Here is a 13,972-nt window from a genome sequence, read left to right as displayed (position 1 = left end):
GCGCTTCGACACACACACACCCACATGACAAACAGACGCAACTTTCTCGGCGGTGCCGGTGCCATCACGACCGCGTTCGCCGCCGCTTCGGTCAGCAAGGTGGCGATGGCCGCCCTCCCGGAGCCTGTGCTCCAGGACAAGCCGGACACCATGCCGCCGCTGTCGCCGTCGACAGGACGGCCCTACAGCCCCGTCGTCACGCTCAACGGGTGGACGCTGCCCTGGCGCATGAACAACGGCGTCAAGGAGTTCCACCTCGTCGCCGAGCCCGTGGTTCGCGAGATGGCGCCCGGCTTCAAGGCTCACCTGTGGGGCTACAACGGCCAGTCGCCAGGTCCGACCATCGAGGTGGTCGAAGGCGACCGCGTCCGCATCTTCGTCACCAACAAGCTGCCCGAGCACACCACCATCCATTGGCACGGCCAGCGCCTGCCCAACGGCATGGACGGCGTTGCCGGCCTGACCCAACCGCCCATTCAACCCGGCAAGACCTTCGTCTACGACTTCGTCGCGCGCAGGCCGGGCACCTTCATGTACCACCCGCATGCGGACGAGATGACGCAGATGGCCATGGGGATGATGGGCTTCTGGGTCACGCATCCGAAGGGCAAGCATCCGCTGATCGAGGAGGTGGACCGCGACTTCGTATTCCTGCTCAACGCCTACGACATCGAACCCGGCAGCGCGACGCCGAAGATCATGACCATGCTGGACTTCAACCTCTGGTCGTGGAACAGCCGGGTCTTTCCTGGCATCGACTCGCTCAACGTCAGGCTGAACGACAAGGTGCGCATACGCTTCGGCAACCTCACGATGACCAACCACCCGATGCATCTTCACGGGCACGAGTTCGTCGTCACGGGGACCGACGGCGGCCCGACGCCGAAGAGCGCACGCTGGCAGGAAGTGACGACCGACATCGCGGTCGGCCAGATGCGCCAGGTCGAGTTCCTCGCGAATGAGGAAGGCGACTGGGCCTTCCACTGCCACAAGAGCCATCACACGATGAACGCGATGGGCCACGACTTGCCTACCATGATCGGCGTCGATCACCAGGACATGGTCCGGAAGATCACCAGGCTCGTGCCCGACTACATGGTGATGGGCGAGCGTGGCATGGCCGACATGACCGAGATGGAGATGCCCATCCCCGACAACACCGCGCCGATGATGGGTGGCGAAGGCCCCTTCGGCTCGGTCGAGATGGGCGGCATGTTCAGCGTCGTCAAGGTGCGTCGAGGGCAGAAGCCGGGCGACTACTCGAACCCGGGATGGTTCAAGCATCCCAAAGGCACCGTTGCCTACGAGTTCGATGGGCAGTTGCCTGATCCGCCTCGATCCCCCAGCGCAGGCGCAGCCGCCATGCCCACGCGGAATATGCCGGCCAGGAACATCGACGTTCACGTCCGCAAGCCCGTCAGCGGCCACTCAGGCCATTGACGCTTCACTCATCTCATCGGAAACAATCCATGAACAGATCCATCTCTGGCGCCACGCTCTCAGCAATGATCGCCATCGTCTCGACTGGCGCCTTCGCCACTGGCAAGCATGCCGGCGGCCACGGGCGCGACCACGATGCCGCGATCGGCGAGCCCGGCATCGATTCGAAGGTCACGCGCACGATCAACGTCGATATGTCCGACGCCATGCGCTTCACTCCCTCCAGCATCGACGTGAAGCAAGGAGAGACTGTGCGCTTCGTCGTCACCAACTCCGGAAAGCTCAAGCATGAGCTGGTGCTCGGCACCGAGAAGGCGCTGAAGGAGCACTACGAAGTCATGAAGAAAAACCCAGAGATGGAACACGCCGATCCGAACATGGTGACCCTCGCCGGCGGCAAGACCGGCGAGATCGTCTGGCAGTTCACCAAGGCCGGAAAGCAGGATTTCGCGTGCCTGCAACCAGGCCATTACGACGCCGGCATGAAAGGTGTTGTGAACGTGTCCAAGTCTGCCAGGTAGGCGCAGCTGGTCCAGCATCGGGGCTCAGTGCTCCAACCACAGGACCTTCTTCCTCAATACTTTCTCAGCCAGGGAATTCCCATGATCAACATTCGATTCGCACTCCTCGCTTCGGCTGCTGCTCTCGCTATCTCCAACATCGCCGCTGCGCAGCCCAGCGACGGCGCAGCGCCGTTTGCCGGCGGAGCCACCAGCACAACGTCTGCCGAGCTTGTCGAGGGCGAGGTCCGCAAGGTGGACAAGGACAGCAAGAAGCTAACGCTCAAGCATGGTCCGCTCAAGAACCTCGACATGCCCGCCATGACGATGGTTTTCCAAGTAAAGGAGGAAGCCATGCTGGACAACGTCCAAGCGGGTGAAAAGGTCCGCTTCCAGGCCGAGAAGATCGACGGCAAGTTCACCGTCACCAGACTTGAAGCTGCGCGCTAGCCGGGAATGGGCGGCCTTGCCAGCACCGCCGTTCACCGGCATCATCCCCGCCGCAGAGAAGGAGACCGCTGATGAAAACGTGGATTCGCCATGCCGCCGCCCTTGCAGCCTTCGTCGCCACGGCCGCCGTGCAGGCAGGGGGCATCGTAGGCAACACGCTGCCGCCCGGCTTTCCTTCGATGGAAGACACTTCGCTTGCCAAGCCGCTCATCGGCTTCGGTGCTGCCGGCCCTGTGACGCGGACGCCGGTGATCCTCATCCACGGCAACAACGACACGCCGTTCGCCACCGCCTGCAGCCCCTACGGCCGCGTCCAGGCGCTTGCGCAATTCCTGGCCGACAACGGCTACGCCACCAGCGAGCTCTGGGGCGTCGGCTACCAGGGCGACCAATGCGACCTTGCCTCGGACCAGACGCGCCGCTCGAGCATCGCCCACACCAACGCGGCCAACGTGCCGGACCTGCGCCGTTTCGTGCGGGCGGTGATGGACTTCACGGGCGCGAAGCGCGTGGACATCGTCGGCCACAGCCTCGGCGTGACGCTGGCGCGCGAATGGATGCGGCAGGACGAGGCACAGCACCTGGTGCGCCGCTTCGTGGCGATCGACGGCCCCAACCACGGCATCATCAATTGCTCACCCGACCCCGCCAACTACTTCCAGGCGCCGGCGGCGGGCGGCTTTACCCCGGCCAGTGACGTGTGCCAGGAGCTCGGTTCACCCGACACGCCCTTCCTGCGCCTGCTCAACGGCCGCAACGGCGGCCGCGAGAACGACGGGCCGACGCGCGTGCTGGTCATCCGCAACGGGGATGCCAGCTTCGTCTACTTCCCGGTCCAGGACGGCGCCGTGGCGCCGGTGCCCGCCGTCGATTCGTTCGGCAGGCCCAACGACTTTTCGAGGAGCGCCAGCCTGCGTGGTGCGCGCGAACTCGTGCTCACAGGGCAAGGCGCCTACGACCCGATCCTGCGCACCGGCCACCTCGGCATCCTGAACTCGCCGCAAACCTGGCAGGCCACATTCGACTTCCTGACCGATGGCCAAGGGCACAAGGACAAGGACGACTGAGCGCCTCCCGCGTGCGCATCAACGCGCCGTGCTGCCGAGCGCCGACCAGAGCGCCTGGCCGGCCGCCGAGAGCCGGCTGCGCGACGCCGCGGCCAGGTAGCTGGTCCGCTCGGCCCAGGACTCTTTCAGCGGCACGCACACCAGGTTGGGAAACTGCGCCTGCTGTCCCACGCTTGCCTGCGGCAGCAGCCCGATGCCCAGGCCGCACCGCACCATCCGGCTGGCCGAATCCATGCCCTTCACCTGGATGCGGCTCTTGAGCCGTACGCCGAACTTCAGCGCCTCCTCGGCGACACGGCTCGCGAGCGCGGTGCCGGGCGGCAGCTCCACCCATTCCTCTCGAAGCAACTGTTCGAAGCGCAGTGCCTTGCGTTTCGCGAGGCGATGCCGGGCCGGCAGGATGACCACAAGCCGCTCCGAGCGATAAGGCCGCAGCTCGAGCCCCGGCACCTCGCCGTTCGACACGAAGACGGACGCCGATGTCCGCGCGCTCCTGCAGCAGCAGCCCCACGATGTCCGCGCTGGTGTGTTCGGCGAGCTCGACCTTGATGTCGGGATGCGCACGCAGGAACACCGACAGGTCCTGCGGCAGGTGCTGCACGATGGCCGAGATGGAGGCCACCAGCTTGATGCGCCCGGTCACGCCAGCCTGCAGGTTCTGCAGTTCCTCGTCGAGCGCGGCGACTTCACCCATCATCGAGCGCGCATAGCGCGCCACGGAAAGGCCGGCAGCCGTCAGCTCGACGCCGCGCGTGGTCCGGTGCAGGAGCGCCGTGCCGGTCGCCGATTCGAGCTGCGTGATGCGCCGGCTCGCGGCCGAGGGCACGATGTGCAGCGTGGACGCCGCGCGCGACAGGCTGCCCTCGCGTTCGATGGCCGCGATCAGCTTCAGGGACGACAGGCTCAGGGCGCACATCTCGCTCGATTGAGCGCCGCGCTCATTCGGCCACGTTGCTTGCAAGACGCTTGTATTCGTTGCGCTTCATGGTGAGGTAGTCCTCCCGCTCGACCTCGTGCAGTTGCCGCGCGTAGCGTTCCGTGCTGTCGTACCAGGTCGCGAGGCGCTGCGGCAGTTGCTTGGGGGCGTCCATGTAGGCGTCGATGGCGAGGTAGTAGCGCATGGTGTTGCGCTCCACCACGCCGCGCACGCCCCCGACGTACGCCGGCTCGCCGGCCGAGTCCTTGCCGGTGGCGGTGAAGCCCACCTTGTCCGCGCCGAGCGTCGCAAGATAGCCCTGCATCGCGATGCGCGCGGCAACGCCGTACGCGTAGGCGTAGCCGAGATGGATGAAGGTCTTGCCGTTGCCGAGCGGCGTCGCCTCGAGTTCGATGCGGTAGTCGCGGGTCGACAGCGGGCCCTTGTCGGCGCTCAGCCGCACGCTCAGGTAGTCGTCGGCGACGTTCGGCGGCTGCCAGATGAACTCGACCCGTTGGGCGTCGGAAAGCGGCTGGTCGAACTTGCGCCCGACCGAGACGGCGAGCATCCTGGCGGCGGCTGTTCCGCGCACTGCGCAGTGCTTGGTGTTGAGGTGGAGCATGAGCACGTCGCACCAGACGGCCGGCTGGCTCAGGGAGCCGCTCACCTGGGCGAACGGGTGACTCAGCACCGCGAAGATGTCGCCGCTCAACTGGCCGGAGGCTTCAGTCGACTCGAGCACCAGCGGCCTTTCGAAGACGTTTCGCTCAAGTTGCGCCTGTACGGCGTCGTACTTGGCCCGCAGGGCAGCCGCGCTCCCGAGCTGTGCCTGCGCCTGTGCAGCGACCGGCAGGATCAGCAACCAGAACCACAGCGCCAGGCGGCAAAGGGTTGTCGGGCGTTTCATGATGTTGCGCATTGTGTTCCTGCGCCTGTTCCGTGGCTAGTCGCATTTGCAATAGGTTGTTCGGCGACCGCAGGGAAGAAGGGATAGCAGCGACTGATCTCCTGCATGAAATGCAGTGAATCCTGCTCGCTGCCTGCTTCGGCAAGCATGGATTTCCATGTCGGCACAGTCTGCAGCGCAAGCGCCACGAAAGCGATATAGATCGACAGTCGCCGGTCGCCTGAGCCAGCCGGTGCACAGGCACGTCGATTGCCCACATGGAGACACACTGACTACATGATGGAGGCGGCGAATGCACTGGAACGATTGCTACGACTGGATTCAGCGAATGAGTCCCAAGGCCGCGAAGCTTGTCTCGCGAATGTTGTGCAAGGACCCGCTGGTCCCCTCCCACTGGTTCTTTGCCCTCGATGTGGCTCTCAAGGCACGTGCGAACGGGGCAGAGCCCTTGACGGCGGCTGATCTGGACGCCATCGCTGCGACTCAGCGCGAACAGCGACCCGAACCGGAGATAGCGCTCGACAAGGATCAACGCGAAGCCTGGGCCTTCACCGCGGCGCTCCGCTCGTCGGCCGTGCGAGACGCGAAGAAAGACATGCGGGCATTGGCGCCGAGCCACGAAGACCCCCTCTGGGACCCGCGCACGCCGACCCCCGAAGAGGCCTGGCTGCTCGCCTTCTCGGATGAGCTCCACCGCCTTTCGAACGATCGGTTCAGTGCCCAGGCGATTGCCCGATGCGCCATCGACAGACTCCAGACCGATGCACACCGCAGCCCGCTGGTGGTCGCCAGGGAACAGTTCCTGGCGGCTTCGATCAAGCCGATGTTTCAGGAGCAAGCGCCGGTGCGTTTGGGCGACGCGCGTTGATCGCTCGTCTCATGCCGCCGGCAATTCGGCGGCGAGCCTCTCCTCCAGCCGCTTCCGGTCCGCCAGCAGGCGGCCCGCCACGAGCGTCACGACCTCGAAGCCGAAGGCCGGATTCTGGAAATAGAGCGACTTGAACGTCATTTCATCCATCTGCAGCACAGTGCAGTTCGTGGCGCAGCGCGCGGTCAGCGTGCGCCGCTTGTCGGGCGCAAAGAAGCCGATTTCGCCGAACAGCCGGCCCGGCTCCATGGTCTGCCCGATCTCGACGAACTCGATCTGGCCCTCGGCCAGGAAATACAGCCGCTTGGCGGCATCGCCCTTGCGGAACAGCACGGCATTCTTCCGCAAGCGGCGCCGGCGCATGTAGGGCCGCAGCCAGACCCCGGAAAAATCACTGGCTGCTGCCGCAAGCTGCACCCGGCGCGTGAGCCTGACCATCTGGGCTGCGCGAAAGATGTTGATCGGCAGCAGCGCCCCATGCAGCAACACCAGGATCAGCGACGGATGCAGCGCGCCGTAGATCAGGAAGCCCAGGTTGCCGCCGATCGCCAGGCAGCGCAGGGGGATCATGGTCCTGACAAAGGAGCTCACGATGACCAGCGTGCCGGCGATGCCGGCGGAGCACAGCGCAACGATGCCGGACGGCGTGGCCAGCGACGCATTCAACGCGGCCACGGCAGTGTCGAACAGGGCGATCGTTGACATGAAGCTTTCCTTCTCCGGTACGGTCCTGGGCGGGATGATGCCGGCGCAGTATCACTTGCTCTTGGACTGCCTGGCGCTCAAGCGGTCGTACCCGCTCAATTCGAGGAAGCCCTGCCCTTGGCGGCTGCCGCTCACCTTGACAGGCCCCTCCCAATAGACGTTCGCGGTCGTTGCGCCTGAATCGAATTCACTGTCGGCAAAGAAGGGCTTGACGTTCAGGACGCCCGTCGGCAGCTTGACGTCCCATTCGACGACGTAGCCGATGCCGGTCTTCGGGCTCGTCCATGTCCGGCCGGGCACCAGTTCGACCTGGCCCGGCTCGATGGCTTGCGAGCCCTGGGCGTTCGACAGGGTGCCTGCGGTCATGACCTTGCGGCCGTCCGTGTCGAAGAGCTCGTAGACCATCAGGTCGGATCCATCGTCCAGATGCAAGGCGAACCAGTTCCAGCCCAGCGTCAGGACATCGAACTCGCCCCACTGGTGATCGAACCAGAGCTCGCCGCTCACCGGGACCGATTTCCCTGCGATGGCGATGCTGCCGCGCGTGGGCAGCCGGGGGCGCGAGTAGTAGTAGCTGATCCCGCTCTTGCCGAAGTCGAGCAGGCCGGGTGTCTCCGACCCCGGGGCGCGGTGCGCGACGACAGGGCCGGAAATGCCGAGGTCGACGGCGATCGACGCCCCATCGAAGCCAGCCTGAAGCACGTGGAACGACGGCGATGCCGTGAGCTGCCATCCCGCCTGCCTGAAGTCGAAGCCGTAGGCGACGCTCCTCGCGGGTGTGCCGGCGGTGCGGCTCTGGCTGACATAGCGCTTGCCGGACTGGAGGTCGGTCAGCGCTGCATGCATGACGGTGTGCTTGACCAGTCCGTTGGCCACGAAGACGACCATGTGGACCGCGTAGCGCTGGCCCTCTTCTGCACGCAGGATGCCGCTGTAGTACCACCACTCCATGGCGGACCCGTGCGGCGCATCGTCGGATGGCAGGTTGAGGGGCGGGAGCGCGGCCGTTCGCTCCATCGACTTCCCGCCTGCCTTCGGCGGCGCCGCAGCCATCGTGGAAGACGGTTCGCGCTCGGAGGCCGAGAGTTGGTACAGCCCGGCGCCGACGACTGCGATGACGATCGCCACGACGCCGAAGAACACCATCAATCCCCTCCTGCGCGCCCGCGCACGCGCCCGTGCGCGGGAGAGGGAGCGGGCGCGTTCCCAAGGGGAACGCCTGCGTTTCTGTCGAACGGGATCGTCTGCACTCATGTTCGGGGCGTCCTTTCGCCTGCGGGTCCATCGACCCGATCGGCGGACATCTTAGCCACGCAAGGTCGCATCGAATCGCAAGCCGCGAGAATTGCCGCTGGCAGACTCCCCTGGCGACGACACGACCAAGACCCATGACCCATCATCTCGACGCTAGCGCCCGTGCACTGATCGACACCTGCGCCCAGGCCTCGCTCGACCTGCTCGAGCGCAACCTGACCCCTCACGGCATCCTTGCCGCCAGCCGCACCGAAGCCGCCGAGGCGCGGCGCTACACGCGCATCTTCGGGCGCGACGCCGCCATCTGCGTGATGGCCATGTGCGGCAGCGGCGTACCCGCCCTCGAGCAAGGCGCGGTGAACAGCCTCGATGCACTGGCGGCGCAGCAGGCGGCCAACGGACAGATCCCCAAGTACGTGGACCCCGAAGGCCGCGATGCCGACTTCTGGTACCTGGGCTGCATCGACGCCACCCTGTGGTGGCTGATCGCGGTGGACCACGTGCGCCGCCATGGCCGGGTCGGCCCCACGCACTGGAGCGACGGAGTGGGGCGCGCGATCGGCTGGCTGCTGGCGCAGGAACACCAGCACTTCCGCTTGCTGCAGCAGAACGAGGCCAGCGACTGGGCCGACATCATGCCGCGCTCGGGCTACGTGCTCTACACCAACACGCTGTGGTATGAGGTGAAGCGCCGCTACGGCCTGGACCACGCCGAGGCAACGCACTACCACTTCAACCACCTGTTCAATCCCTTCCAGGCCGAGCTGCCCGAATATCACCGCGCGCGGCTGCTGCGGCACTACGCGCGCCGCGGGCAGCGCGACCCGCGCCTCTACCTGAGCTTCGTCAACCTCTCGGTGGTCGGCCATGAAGGGGACGTGTTCGGCAACGTGCTCGCCATTCAGAGCGGGCTGGCGGATACCGCCATGGCCTACCGCATCGTCGAGACCCTCAGCGCGGCGAATGCCAGCGTGCCTTATCCGTTGCGCGTGGTGCTGTATCCGCTGACGCCCCAGCACCCGCTGTGGCGGCTCTACATGGGGCGTCACCAGCAGAACCTCGTGCACCAGTACCACAACGGCGGCATCTGGCCCTTCGTCGGCGGCTTCTGGGTCATGATGCTGGCGCGCCTGGGGCTGCACGAGCCGGCATGGTCGGAGCTTGCGCGATTGGCGGACGTGAACGCGCTTGACGACTGGCGCTTCACCGAATGGTTCCACGGGCGGACGCTGGCGCCGAGGGGGATGGCGGGCCAGAGCTGGAATGCCGCCACCTTCCTGCTGGCCCGGCGTGCGCTCCTGGGCGAGCCGGCGGGCTGGTGAGGGGTCGCGCCCTGCTGCCTCACCTGTTGCAGATGCCCAGCACCAGTTCCTGCTCCGTGCAGGGACGTTGGGGCGGGGCTTGGGGGGTCGCCTTGCCAAAGGCCCCGACCCGCGAGGCCGTTTGCGACGAAATGCAGGCCCGCAGCCGCTTCTCCATCGGCGGGTAGTAGCGCCACCCCTGGCTCAGTGCCGGAAGCTCCAGCTTCACCTGCTTCCACTTGGGATGCCCGTTGGCCTGGAGCTTGTCGAAATTCGTGCAGAGCGATTCGGCGAAGCGGCCCAGGTTGCCGACCGTAGACTGCAGGCCATAGTCGTAGGTGACCAGGTAGGCCTTGATGGTCAGGGTCGGAATGTCGGCCGTGAGCCAGCTGGGATAGCTCGTCGCGCGGATGGTCGCGGGAAAGTAGGTCTTCGTCACCCTGGCTGTTTCCGGCGCCTTTTCGTCCAGCTTCAGGATCTTGATGAAGTTGCGCGCCTCGGGCTTCATGTCGGTAAAGAGCTTGGCGGGCTGTCCGGCCACGATGATGGCGACGTCGATCGACTTGTCGACCGTCAGCGCGGCGAGCGCCTCCTCGTTGTTCAGGTACTGCGCGTTGGCGGCAGGTATCGGCTCGCCGAACATCAGCTGGTAGAGCGTTCTCGCGCTGAGCGCCGTGCCGCTGCCGAGCGCGCCGACGCCAAGCTTCTTGTTCCTGATCTCGTGGATGCTGTTGAGCGGCGAATCGGCGCGCGCGACGAAATAGATCTCCTCGTCGTACAACGGCAAGATGAGCCGCAGCGGCCGGATGATGTTGCCCGCATCGGCGCTGCCGGCCTTCGCCTGGTCCAGGAAGGCCTGGTAGACGTCGGACTGCACCAGCGCAAGCTTGACCCCCTGCTCGAAGCGCATGCGATGCACGTTCTCCGCCGAGCCCTTCGACTCCAGGACCTCGAGATCAATGCCGGCGGGCTCGGCGACCCACTTGGCCAAGTCGCGGCCGATCTGGATGTAAGTACCGCTTTTCGACGCGGTGACGATCTTGTACTCGGCCGTGGCCGGCGCCGCGAGGGCGGCGGGCAGGAGGGCGATCCCTATCAGTCCCGTCAGCAGTGATCGGATGCGCATGCTGGCTCCTTCGAGGTTTCGTCGCGGGTCGCGGCATCGGGATGGTCCGGCAGCGCGCGGCTCTCTCCGCTCATCGCGCGGCCCCCGCGTCAGGGCACAGGGCCAATGCCGCAAGAGCTTCGTTGCACGCAGCCTTCGCGGTCTCCGGCGCAGGCATCGGCGACGCGGGAACGGCTGTGGCCGCTGCGACCGGCACGACCGGCACCGGCGCGGCGGCCGGGGCTTGCACGGCCTGCGGCGGCTCAGTGCGCGACTCGGCGGGAGATGCAGCGGCAGCGAGGCGCGGCGCGATCTGCGCCTGAACCGGCTGCGCCATCGGCGCTTGCGATCTCCGGGCGTCGCCCTCCTGGCTGGTTCGGATATAGCCGAGGACCAGCGCGAGCGCGGACACGGCCATCCCCACCCCGATCGCGGTGTACTTCAGAATCGGCCGCCGGTGCAACGCGGGGGCTCGCGGCTGTGCCGTCGTGATCGCAAGCGGCAGCTCGTCGGGCCACTCGAAGGCGGCCGGGACGATATGGGCGATGTCCAGGCCCAGCTCCTCGCGGGCCTCGTTGCGGAGCTCGGGGGCGATGGGACCATCGGTCGTCTCTCCCGCTTCGTCCTCCGGCATGGCGGGGAACTCGTCCGCCAGCGATGCCACCGGTTCGGCGGTATCAGAGGCCGCACGCCCGGGCCCGAACGCCGTGTTCGCGGCCTCGTCGCCCCACCGGGGTGCGTCGCTCTCGCCGCCGCAGTACGGACAGAACTTGACGCGCCCATACAGCAGTTGGGCACAGCGCTTGCACGGCTGCGAAAACGTCAGTTTCAGTTCCGCCAGGTTCGCCATGTCGAGAAACAGGTCAAGCACCGCTCATGGGTCGATCCGCCACCCTGGCAAACGACGCTTGTCGGGGTGATAGAGATACAGGTGGCCCGCATAGACGAAGGGCTGGGTCGCCCAGGGCCGCGGCAGGCTGGCAACCCAGAACTGCACGTCGTTCTCGCCATGCAGCTCGAAGGTGGCGGTATGCGCCTCGTTCGATGCGAAGAGGGTGTCCGTCGCGGCGGTGCTCGCCACGCGCGCGCACAGCACGGTCGATGCCGAAGTCGATTCCAGCAGGGGGATGACCACTTCGCCGGCCTCGGAATCCATGGAGATGTCGGCATCGAACCACGGTGCGATCCGCAGGCGCGCATCGCGTTGGAAGCACGCCGCGCCGGTGCTCAGTCGAGGCGAACTGGCCGGCCTGATCTCCGGCTCGCGAAGGCCCAGTTGAACGAAGGCGAAGCGCTGCCCCCCTTCGCCTTCTGTGCCCCCCTCCTGCAGCGCGCACTGCTGCCAGAGATGCCCACTGCGCGACAGGTAGGGACTGCCGAGCTCGAAGCTCGGCACGACGCCGGGCGGCCAGGGCAGCAGGGATGTTTCGAGCCTGTCGCCGTCGCCGGCTTTGACGAGCAGCTGCCCCGCCGCCGACATCCAGACGATCTGCCGGCGATCGGCCAGCGGGCGGACCCACGCCGCCGGGGCGGCATCGAGCCCGGGCCCTTCGACCCGGAAAAGCGCAGTGCCCGCCGGATCCAGGCCATGAACGCCCAGCTTGCCGTCGTCTTGCAGCATCGGCACGTACACCTTGTCCTGCCACAGGATGGGCGCGCCCAGGCAGCGGGTGCCGACGACGTGCGACTGGAAGGTTCCGGCGATCAGGTTGATGGAGACGATGGCCAGTCCGTCGTCGGTCGGCATGAAGATCCTGCTGGCGCCCTGCGGATCGTGCAACGCCATGCCCCAGGCCTCCTGGCCGAGAGAACTCCTGCCGAGTGCCTGCGCGCCGGCGGGACGGAGCTCCAGCCATCGTTCCGAGTGCGGCAGCCAGTGGTAGATGCGTCCACGCGAAAACTCCATGGCGAGCAACCGGGCGTCGCAGGTCTGGCACGCGCTGACGAGAAATTGATAGTGGCCCGCAGGAGGCGCCGCCAGCTGGCGGTCGGGCAGGGACTCGATGGACAGCGTCGAACGCAGCGCGAGAGGTGCGGCCGTCAGGCGCAAACCCTGCGGCGAATCTTCGGTGGCGCTGTCACCGCCGAAGGGCGGCAACCAGGTGCCCCGATGGGCAGCGGATGGCGCGGGCAGCGCCTTGCCCGTGACGGGAGAGAACTTGAAGGGCCCGGGATAGAGCGCGACGGACTTGCCTGCCCGATCTGCCCCGTCGACGCTCACACGGGCGCCCACCAGGGGCGCCAGGTCGAGAGGGTCGCACGCCTGCGGGGGCGCGCCCCATCCTTTGTAGTCGGCCAGCTCGAAGACACCCGTTGCCGGATTGCGCGACCAGGTCTGGTCGCCAATCGCCCAGTGCTCTCTCTGAAGCGCCGAGGTCAGCCAAGTGGACATCGGCTCAGTGTAGTGCGTTGGTTCTCATGTGTGCGTCCCTACTTTTGAGGGGAATCACCAATGCCGCCGCCTCTGGGCGCGCAGCCCCCATCGGATTCGGCCGTGGCTTCAGAATGCAGGGCTGGCCCTCCCGATCGATACCTCGAACAAGCCCCAGAGATCCCCAACGATGATCGACAAGACACGCGGCACGCTCGAGATGACCGCCGCCATGGTGATTTCAGGAACCATCGGCTGGTTCGTCGTCCGCTCGGGCCAGCCGGTCATCGACCTGCTCTTCTGGCGCTGCGCATTCGGCGCGGCCACGTTGCTGGCGGTTTGCGCCGCCCTGGGCATGCTGCGCGGCAAGCTCTCGCTTCGCCTGCTCGGGTGGGCGGCGCTGGGCGGAGTCGCCATCGTGCTCAACTGGCTGCTCATCTTCGCCTCGTTCTCGCGCGCGTCGATCGCCATCGCGACGACGGTCTACAACACGCAGCCCTTCATGATGGTTGCGCTCGGCGCACTGCTGTTTTCCGAGCGGGTCAGCAGCACCCAGCTCGGATGGCTGGGGATTGCCTTCGCCGGCGTGGTGCTGATCGTGCAGGCGAAGCCCGGCGCCAGCTACACCGGCGCCGACTATGTCGCGGGCGTGCTCATGGCGCTCGGCGCGGCCTTCTTCTATGCGGTCGCCGCCATGATCACGAAAAAGCTCAGCGGCACGCCCCCGCACATGATCGCGCTGGCGCAGGTGTGCGTGGGCATCGTGATGATTGCGCCCTTTGCCAACCTCTCGGCCTTGCCTGCCGACGCCAGGGCCTGGGGGAGCTTCGCCGTCATGGGCGTGATCTACACCGGGCTGGTGTTCGTGCTGCTCTACGGCGCGATCCAGAAGCTGCCGACGCACGCAGTGGGCGCGCTTTCCTTCGTCTATCCGGTCGTGGCGATCGGCGTGGACATGGTGGCCTTCGATCATCGGCTGCAGCTCGAGCAGCTGGCTGGCGCCGCGGCGATCCTGGTGGCCGCGGCGGGGCTCAACCTGGGATGGTCGTTCAAGTTCTCGCGTACCCTGCGGCCCTGAACCCGCGGGA

The 13,972-nt window shown here is 66.5% G+C and carries 15 protein-coding genes and 1 pseudogene; 7 read left to right on the top strand and 9 right to left on the bottom strand.

What is annotated here, in order from left to right; translation table 11 throughout:
- Positions 1-24: 24 nt before the first annotated feature.
- From G3W89_RS07725 to G3W89_RS07710, 4 genes are all read left to right on the top strand, one after another.
- Positions 25-1,440, top strand: coding sequence for a multicopper oxidase family protein (locus tag G3W89_RS07725; RefSeq protein WP_162573532.1), 1,416 nt, complete (start codon positions 25-27; stop codon positions 1,438-1,440).
- A gap of 29 nt (positions 1,441-1,469) precedes the next feature.
- Positions 1,470-1,961, top strand: coding sequence for a cupredoxin domain-containing protein (locus G3W89_RS07720; RefSeq protein ID WP_162573531.1), 492 nt, complete (start codon positions 1,470-1,472; stop codon positions 1,959-1,961).
- A gap of 81 nt (positions 1,962-2,042) precedes the next feature.
- Positions 2,043-2,390: a copper-binding protein gene (locus G3W89_RS07715; RefSeq protein ID WP_162573530.1), complete on the top strand. Its 348-nt coding sequence runs from the start codon at positions 2,043-2,045 to the stop codon at positions 2,388-2,390.
- 71 nt (positions 2,391-2,461) lie between these two features.
- A complete protein-coding gene (locus G3W89_RS07710) occupies positions 2,462-3,457 on the top strand; it encodes an alpha/beta fold hydrolase (protein ID WP_162573529.1) in 996 nt (331 codons plus the stop codon).
- An 18-nt stretch (positions 3,458-3,475) separates the two neighbouring features.
- Here the strand turns inward: G3W89_RS07710 and G3W89_RS07705 are convergent, their stop codons facing one another.
- From G3W89_RS07705 to G3W89_RS07685, 4 genes and pseudogenes are all read right to left on the bottom strand, one after another.
- The gene (locus tag G3W89_RS07705; RefSeq protein ID WP_162573528.1) at positions 3,476-3,922 is read right to left on the bottom strand and encodes a LysR substrate-binding domain-containing protein; all 447 of its coding nucleotides are present in this window, start codon (positions 3,920-3,922) and stop codon (positions 3,476-3,478) included.
- A gap of 52 nt (positions 3,923-3,974) precedes the next feature.
- Positions 3,975-4,373, bottom strand: a pseudogene (locus G3W89_RS33640) (LysR family transcriptional regulator); the annotation flags it as partial.
- A 22-nt stretch (positions 4,374-4,395) separates the two neighbouring features.
- The gene (locus G3W89_RS07690) at positions 4,396-5,280 is read right to left on the bottom strand and encodes a hypothetical protein (protein ID WP_232076391.1); all 885 of its coding nucleotides are present in this window, start codon (positions 5,278-5,280) and stop codon (positions 4,396-4,398) included.
- On the bottom strand, positions 5,277-5,429 hold the full coding sequence (locus tag G3W89_RS07685) for a hypothetical protein (protein ID WP_162573527.1): 153 nt from the start codon (positions 5,427-5,429) through the stop codon (positions 5,277-5,279). Before G3W89_RS07685 ends, G3W89_RS07690 begins: the two co-directional genes overlap by 4 nt.
- Positions 5,430-5,572: 143 nt before the next feature.
- Between G3W89_RS07685 and G3W89_RS07680 the strand changes: the two genes are divergently transcribed.
- Positions 5,573-6,148 (top strand): hypothetical protein, encoded by a 576-nt coding sequence (locus G3W89_RS07680; RefSeq protein ID WP_162573526.1) that lies wholly within the window; start codon positions 5,573-5,575, stop codon positions 6,146-6,148.
- A gap of 9 nt (positions 6,149-6,157) precedes the next feature.
- Here the strand turns inward: G3W89_RS07680 and G3W89_RS07675 are convergent, their stop codons facing one another.
- Together G3W89_RS07675 and G3W89_RS07670 are read right to left on the bottom strand one after the other, a co-directional pair.
- Positions 6,158-6,853 carry a Crp/Fnr family transcriptional regulator gene (locus tag G3W89_RS07675; protein ID WP_162573525.1) on the bottom strand — a complete coding sequence of 232 codons (696 nt, stop codon included), beginning with the start codon at positions 6,851-6,853 and terminating at the stop codon, positions 6,158-6,160.
- Positions 6,854-6,904: 51 nt separating this feature from the next.
- Entirely contained in the window at positions 6,905-7,999 is a 1,095-nt protein-coding gene (locus G3W89_RS07670) for a lipocalin family protein (protein ID WP_162573524.1), read from the bottom strand.
- Positions 8,000-8,241: 242 nt separating this feature from the next.
- Between G3W89_RS07670 and G3W89_RS07665 the strand changes: the two genes are divergently transcribed.
- Complete coding sequence (locus tag G3W89_RS07665) at positions 8,242-9,429, top strand: glycoside hydrolase 100 family protein (protein WP_162573523.1); 1,188 nt, start codon at positions 8,242-8,244, stop codon at positions 9,427-9,429.
- Positions 9,430-9,448: 19 nt separating this feature from the next.
- Here G3W89_RS07665 and G3W89_RS07660 read toward each other — a convergent pair whose 3' ends face one another.
- The 3 genes from G3W89_RS07660 to G3W89_RS07650 form a co-directional block, all read right to left on the bottom strand.
- The gene (locus G3W89_RS07660; RefSeq protein ID WP_162573522.1) at positions 9,449-10,534 is read right to left on the bottom strand and encodes a TAXI family TRAP transporter solute-binding subunit; all 1,086 of its coding nucleotides are present in this window, start codon (positions 10,532-10,534) and stop codon (positions 9,449-9,451) included.
- 70 nt (positions 10,535-10,604) lie between these two features.
- Positions 10,605-11,384 (bottom strand): hypothetical protein, encoded by a 780-nt coding sequence (locus G3W89_RS07655; protein ID WP_162573521.1) that lies wholly within the window; start codon positions 11,382-11,384, stop codon positions 10,605-10,607.
- A 3-nt stretch (positions 11,385-11,387) separates the two neighbouring features.
- On the bottom strand, positions 11,388-12,905 hold the full coding sequence (locus tag G3W89_RS07650) for a hypothetical protein (RefSeq protein ID WP_162573520.1): 1,518 nt from the start codon (positions 12,903-12,905) through the stop codon (positions 11,388-11,390).
- A gap of 169 nt (positions 12,906-13,074) precedes the next feature.
- Here G3W89_RS07650 and G3W89_RS07645 point away from each other — a divergent pair, with 169 nt between their 5' ends.
- The gene (locus G3W89_RS07645) at positions 13,075-13,962 is read left to right on the top strand and encodes a DMT family transporter (RefSeq protein ID WP_162573519.1); all 888 of its coding nucleotides are present in this window, start codon (positions 13,075-13,077) and stop codon (positions 13,960-13,962) included.
- Positions 13,963-13,972: the final 10 nt, after the last annotated feature.

Origin of the sequence: Variovorax sp. PBL-H6 (assembly GCF_901827155.1) — a bacterium.
In the GTDB taxonomy this organism is placed as follows: domain Bacteria; phylum Pseudomonadota; class Gammaproteobacteria; order Burkholderiales; family Burkholderiaceae_C; genus Variovorax.
Note: the sequence above shows the minus strand (reverse complement) of the source record. Positions and strands in the feature narration are given on the sequence as shown.

What these genes read in the sequence shown, in the direction of transcription:
- G3W89_RS07690 (WP_232076391.1), bottom strand. Translation starts at nt 5,280, where the DNA reads ATGAAACGCCCGACAACCCTTTGCCGCCTGGCGCTGTGGTTCTGGTTG.
- G3W89_RS07645 (WP_162573519.1), top strand. Translation starts at nt 13,075, where the DNA reads ATGATCGACAAGACACGCGGCACGCTCGAGATGACCGCCGCCATGGTG.
- G3W89_RS07650 (WP_162573520.1), bottom strand. Translation starts at nt 12,905, where the DNA reads ATGTCCACTTGGCTGACCTCGGCGCTTCAGAGAGAGCACTGGGCGATT.
- G3W89_RS07680 (WP_162573526.1), top strand. Translation starts at nt 5,573, where the DNA reads ATGCACTGGAACGATTGCTACGACTGGATTCAGCGAATGAGTCCCAAG.
- G3W89_RS07725 (WP_162573532.1), top strand. Translation starts at nt 25, where the DNA reads ATGACAAACAGACGCAACTTTCTCGGCGGTGCCGGTGCCATCACGACC.
- G3W89_RS07660 (WP_162573522.1), bottom strand. Translation starts at nt 10,534, where the DNA reads ATGCGCATCCGATCACTGCTGACGGGACTGATAGGGATCGCCCTCCTG.
- G3W89_RS07665 (WP_162573523.1), top strand. Translation starts at nt 8,242, where the DNA reads ATGACCCATCATCTCGACGCTAGCGCCCGTGCACTGATCGACACCTGC.
- G3W89_RS07710 (WP_162573529.1), top strand. Translation starts at nt 2,462, where the DNA reads ATGAAAACGTGGATTCGCCATGCCGCCGCCCTTGCAGCCTTCGTCGCC.
- G3W89_RS07720 (WP_162573531.1), top strand. Translation starts at nt 1,470, where the DNA reads ATGAACAGATCCATCTCTGGCGCCACGCTCTCAGCAATGATCGCCATC.
- G3W89_RS07715 (WP_162573530.1), top strand. Translation starts at nt 2,043, where the DNA reads ATGATCAACATTCGATTCGCACTCCTCGCTTCGGCTGCTGCTCTCGCT.
- G3W89_RS07675 (WP_162573525.1), bottom strand. Translation starts at nt 6,853, where the DNA reads ATGTCAACGATCGCCCTGTTCGACACTGCCGTGGCCGCGTTGAATGCG.
- G3W89_RS07685 (WP_162573527.1), bottom strand. Translation starts at nt 5,429, where the DNA reads ATGCTTGCCGAAGCAGGCAGCGAGCAGGATTCACTGCATTTCATGCAG.
- G3W89_RS07670 (WP_162573524.1), bottom strand. Translation starts at nt 7,999, where the DNA reads ATGGTGTTCTTCGGCGTCGTGGCGATCGTCATCGCAGTCGTCGGCGCC.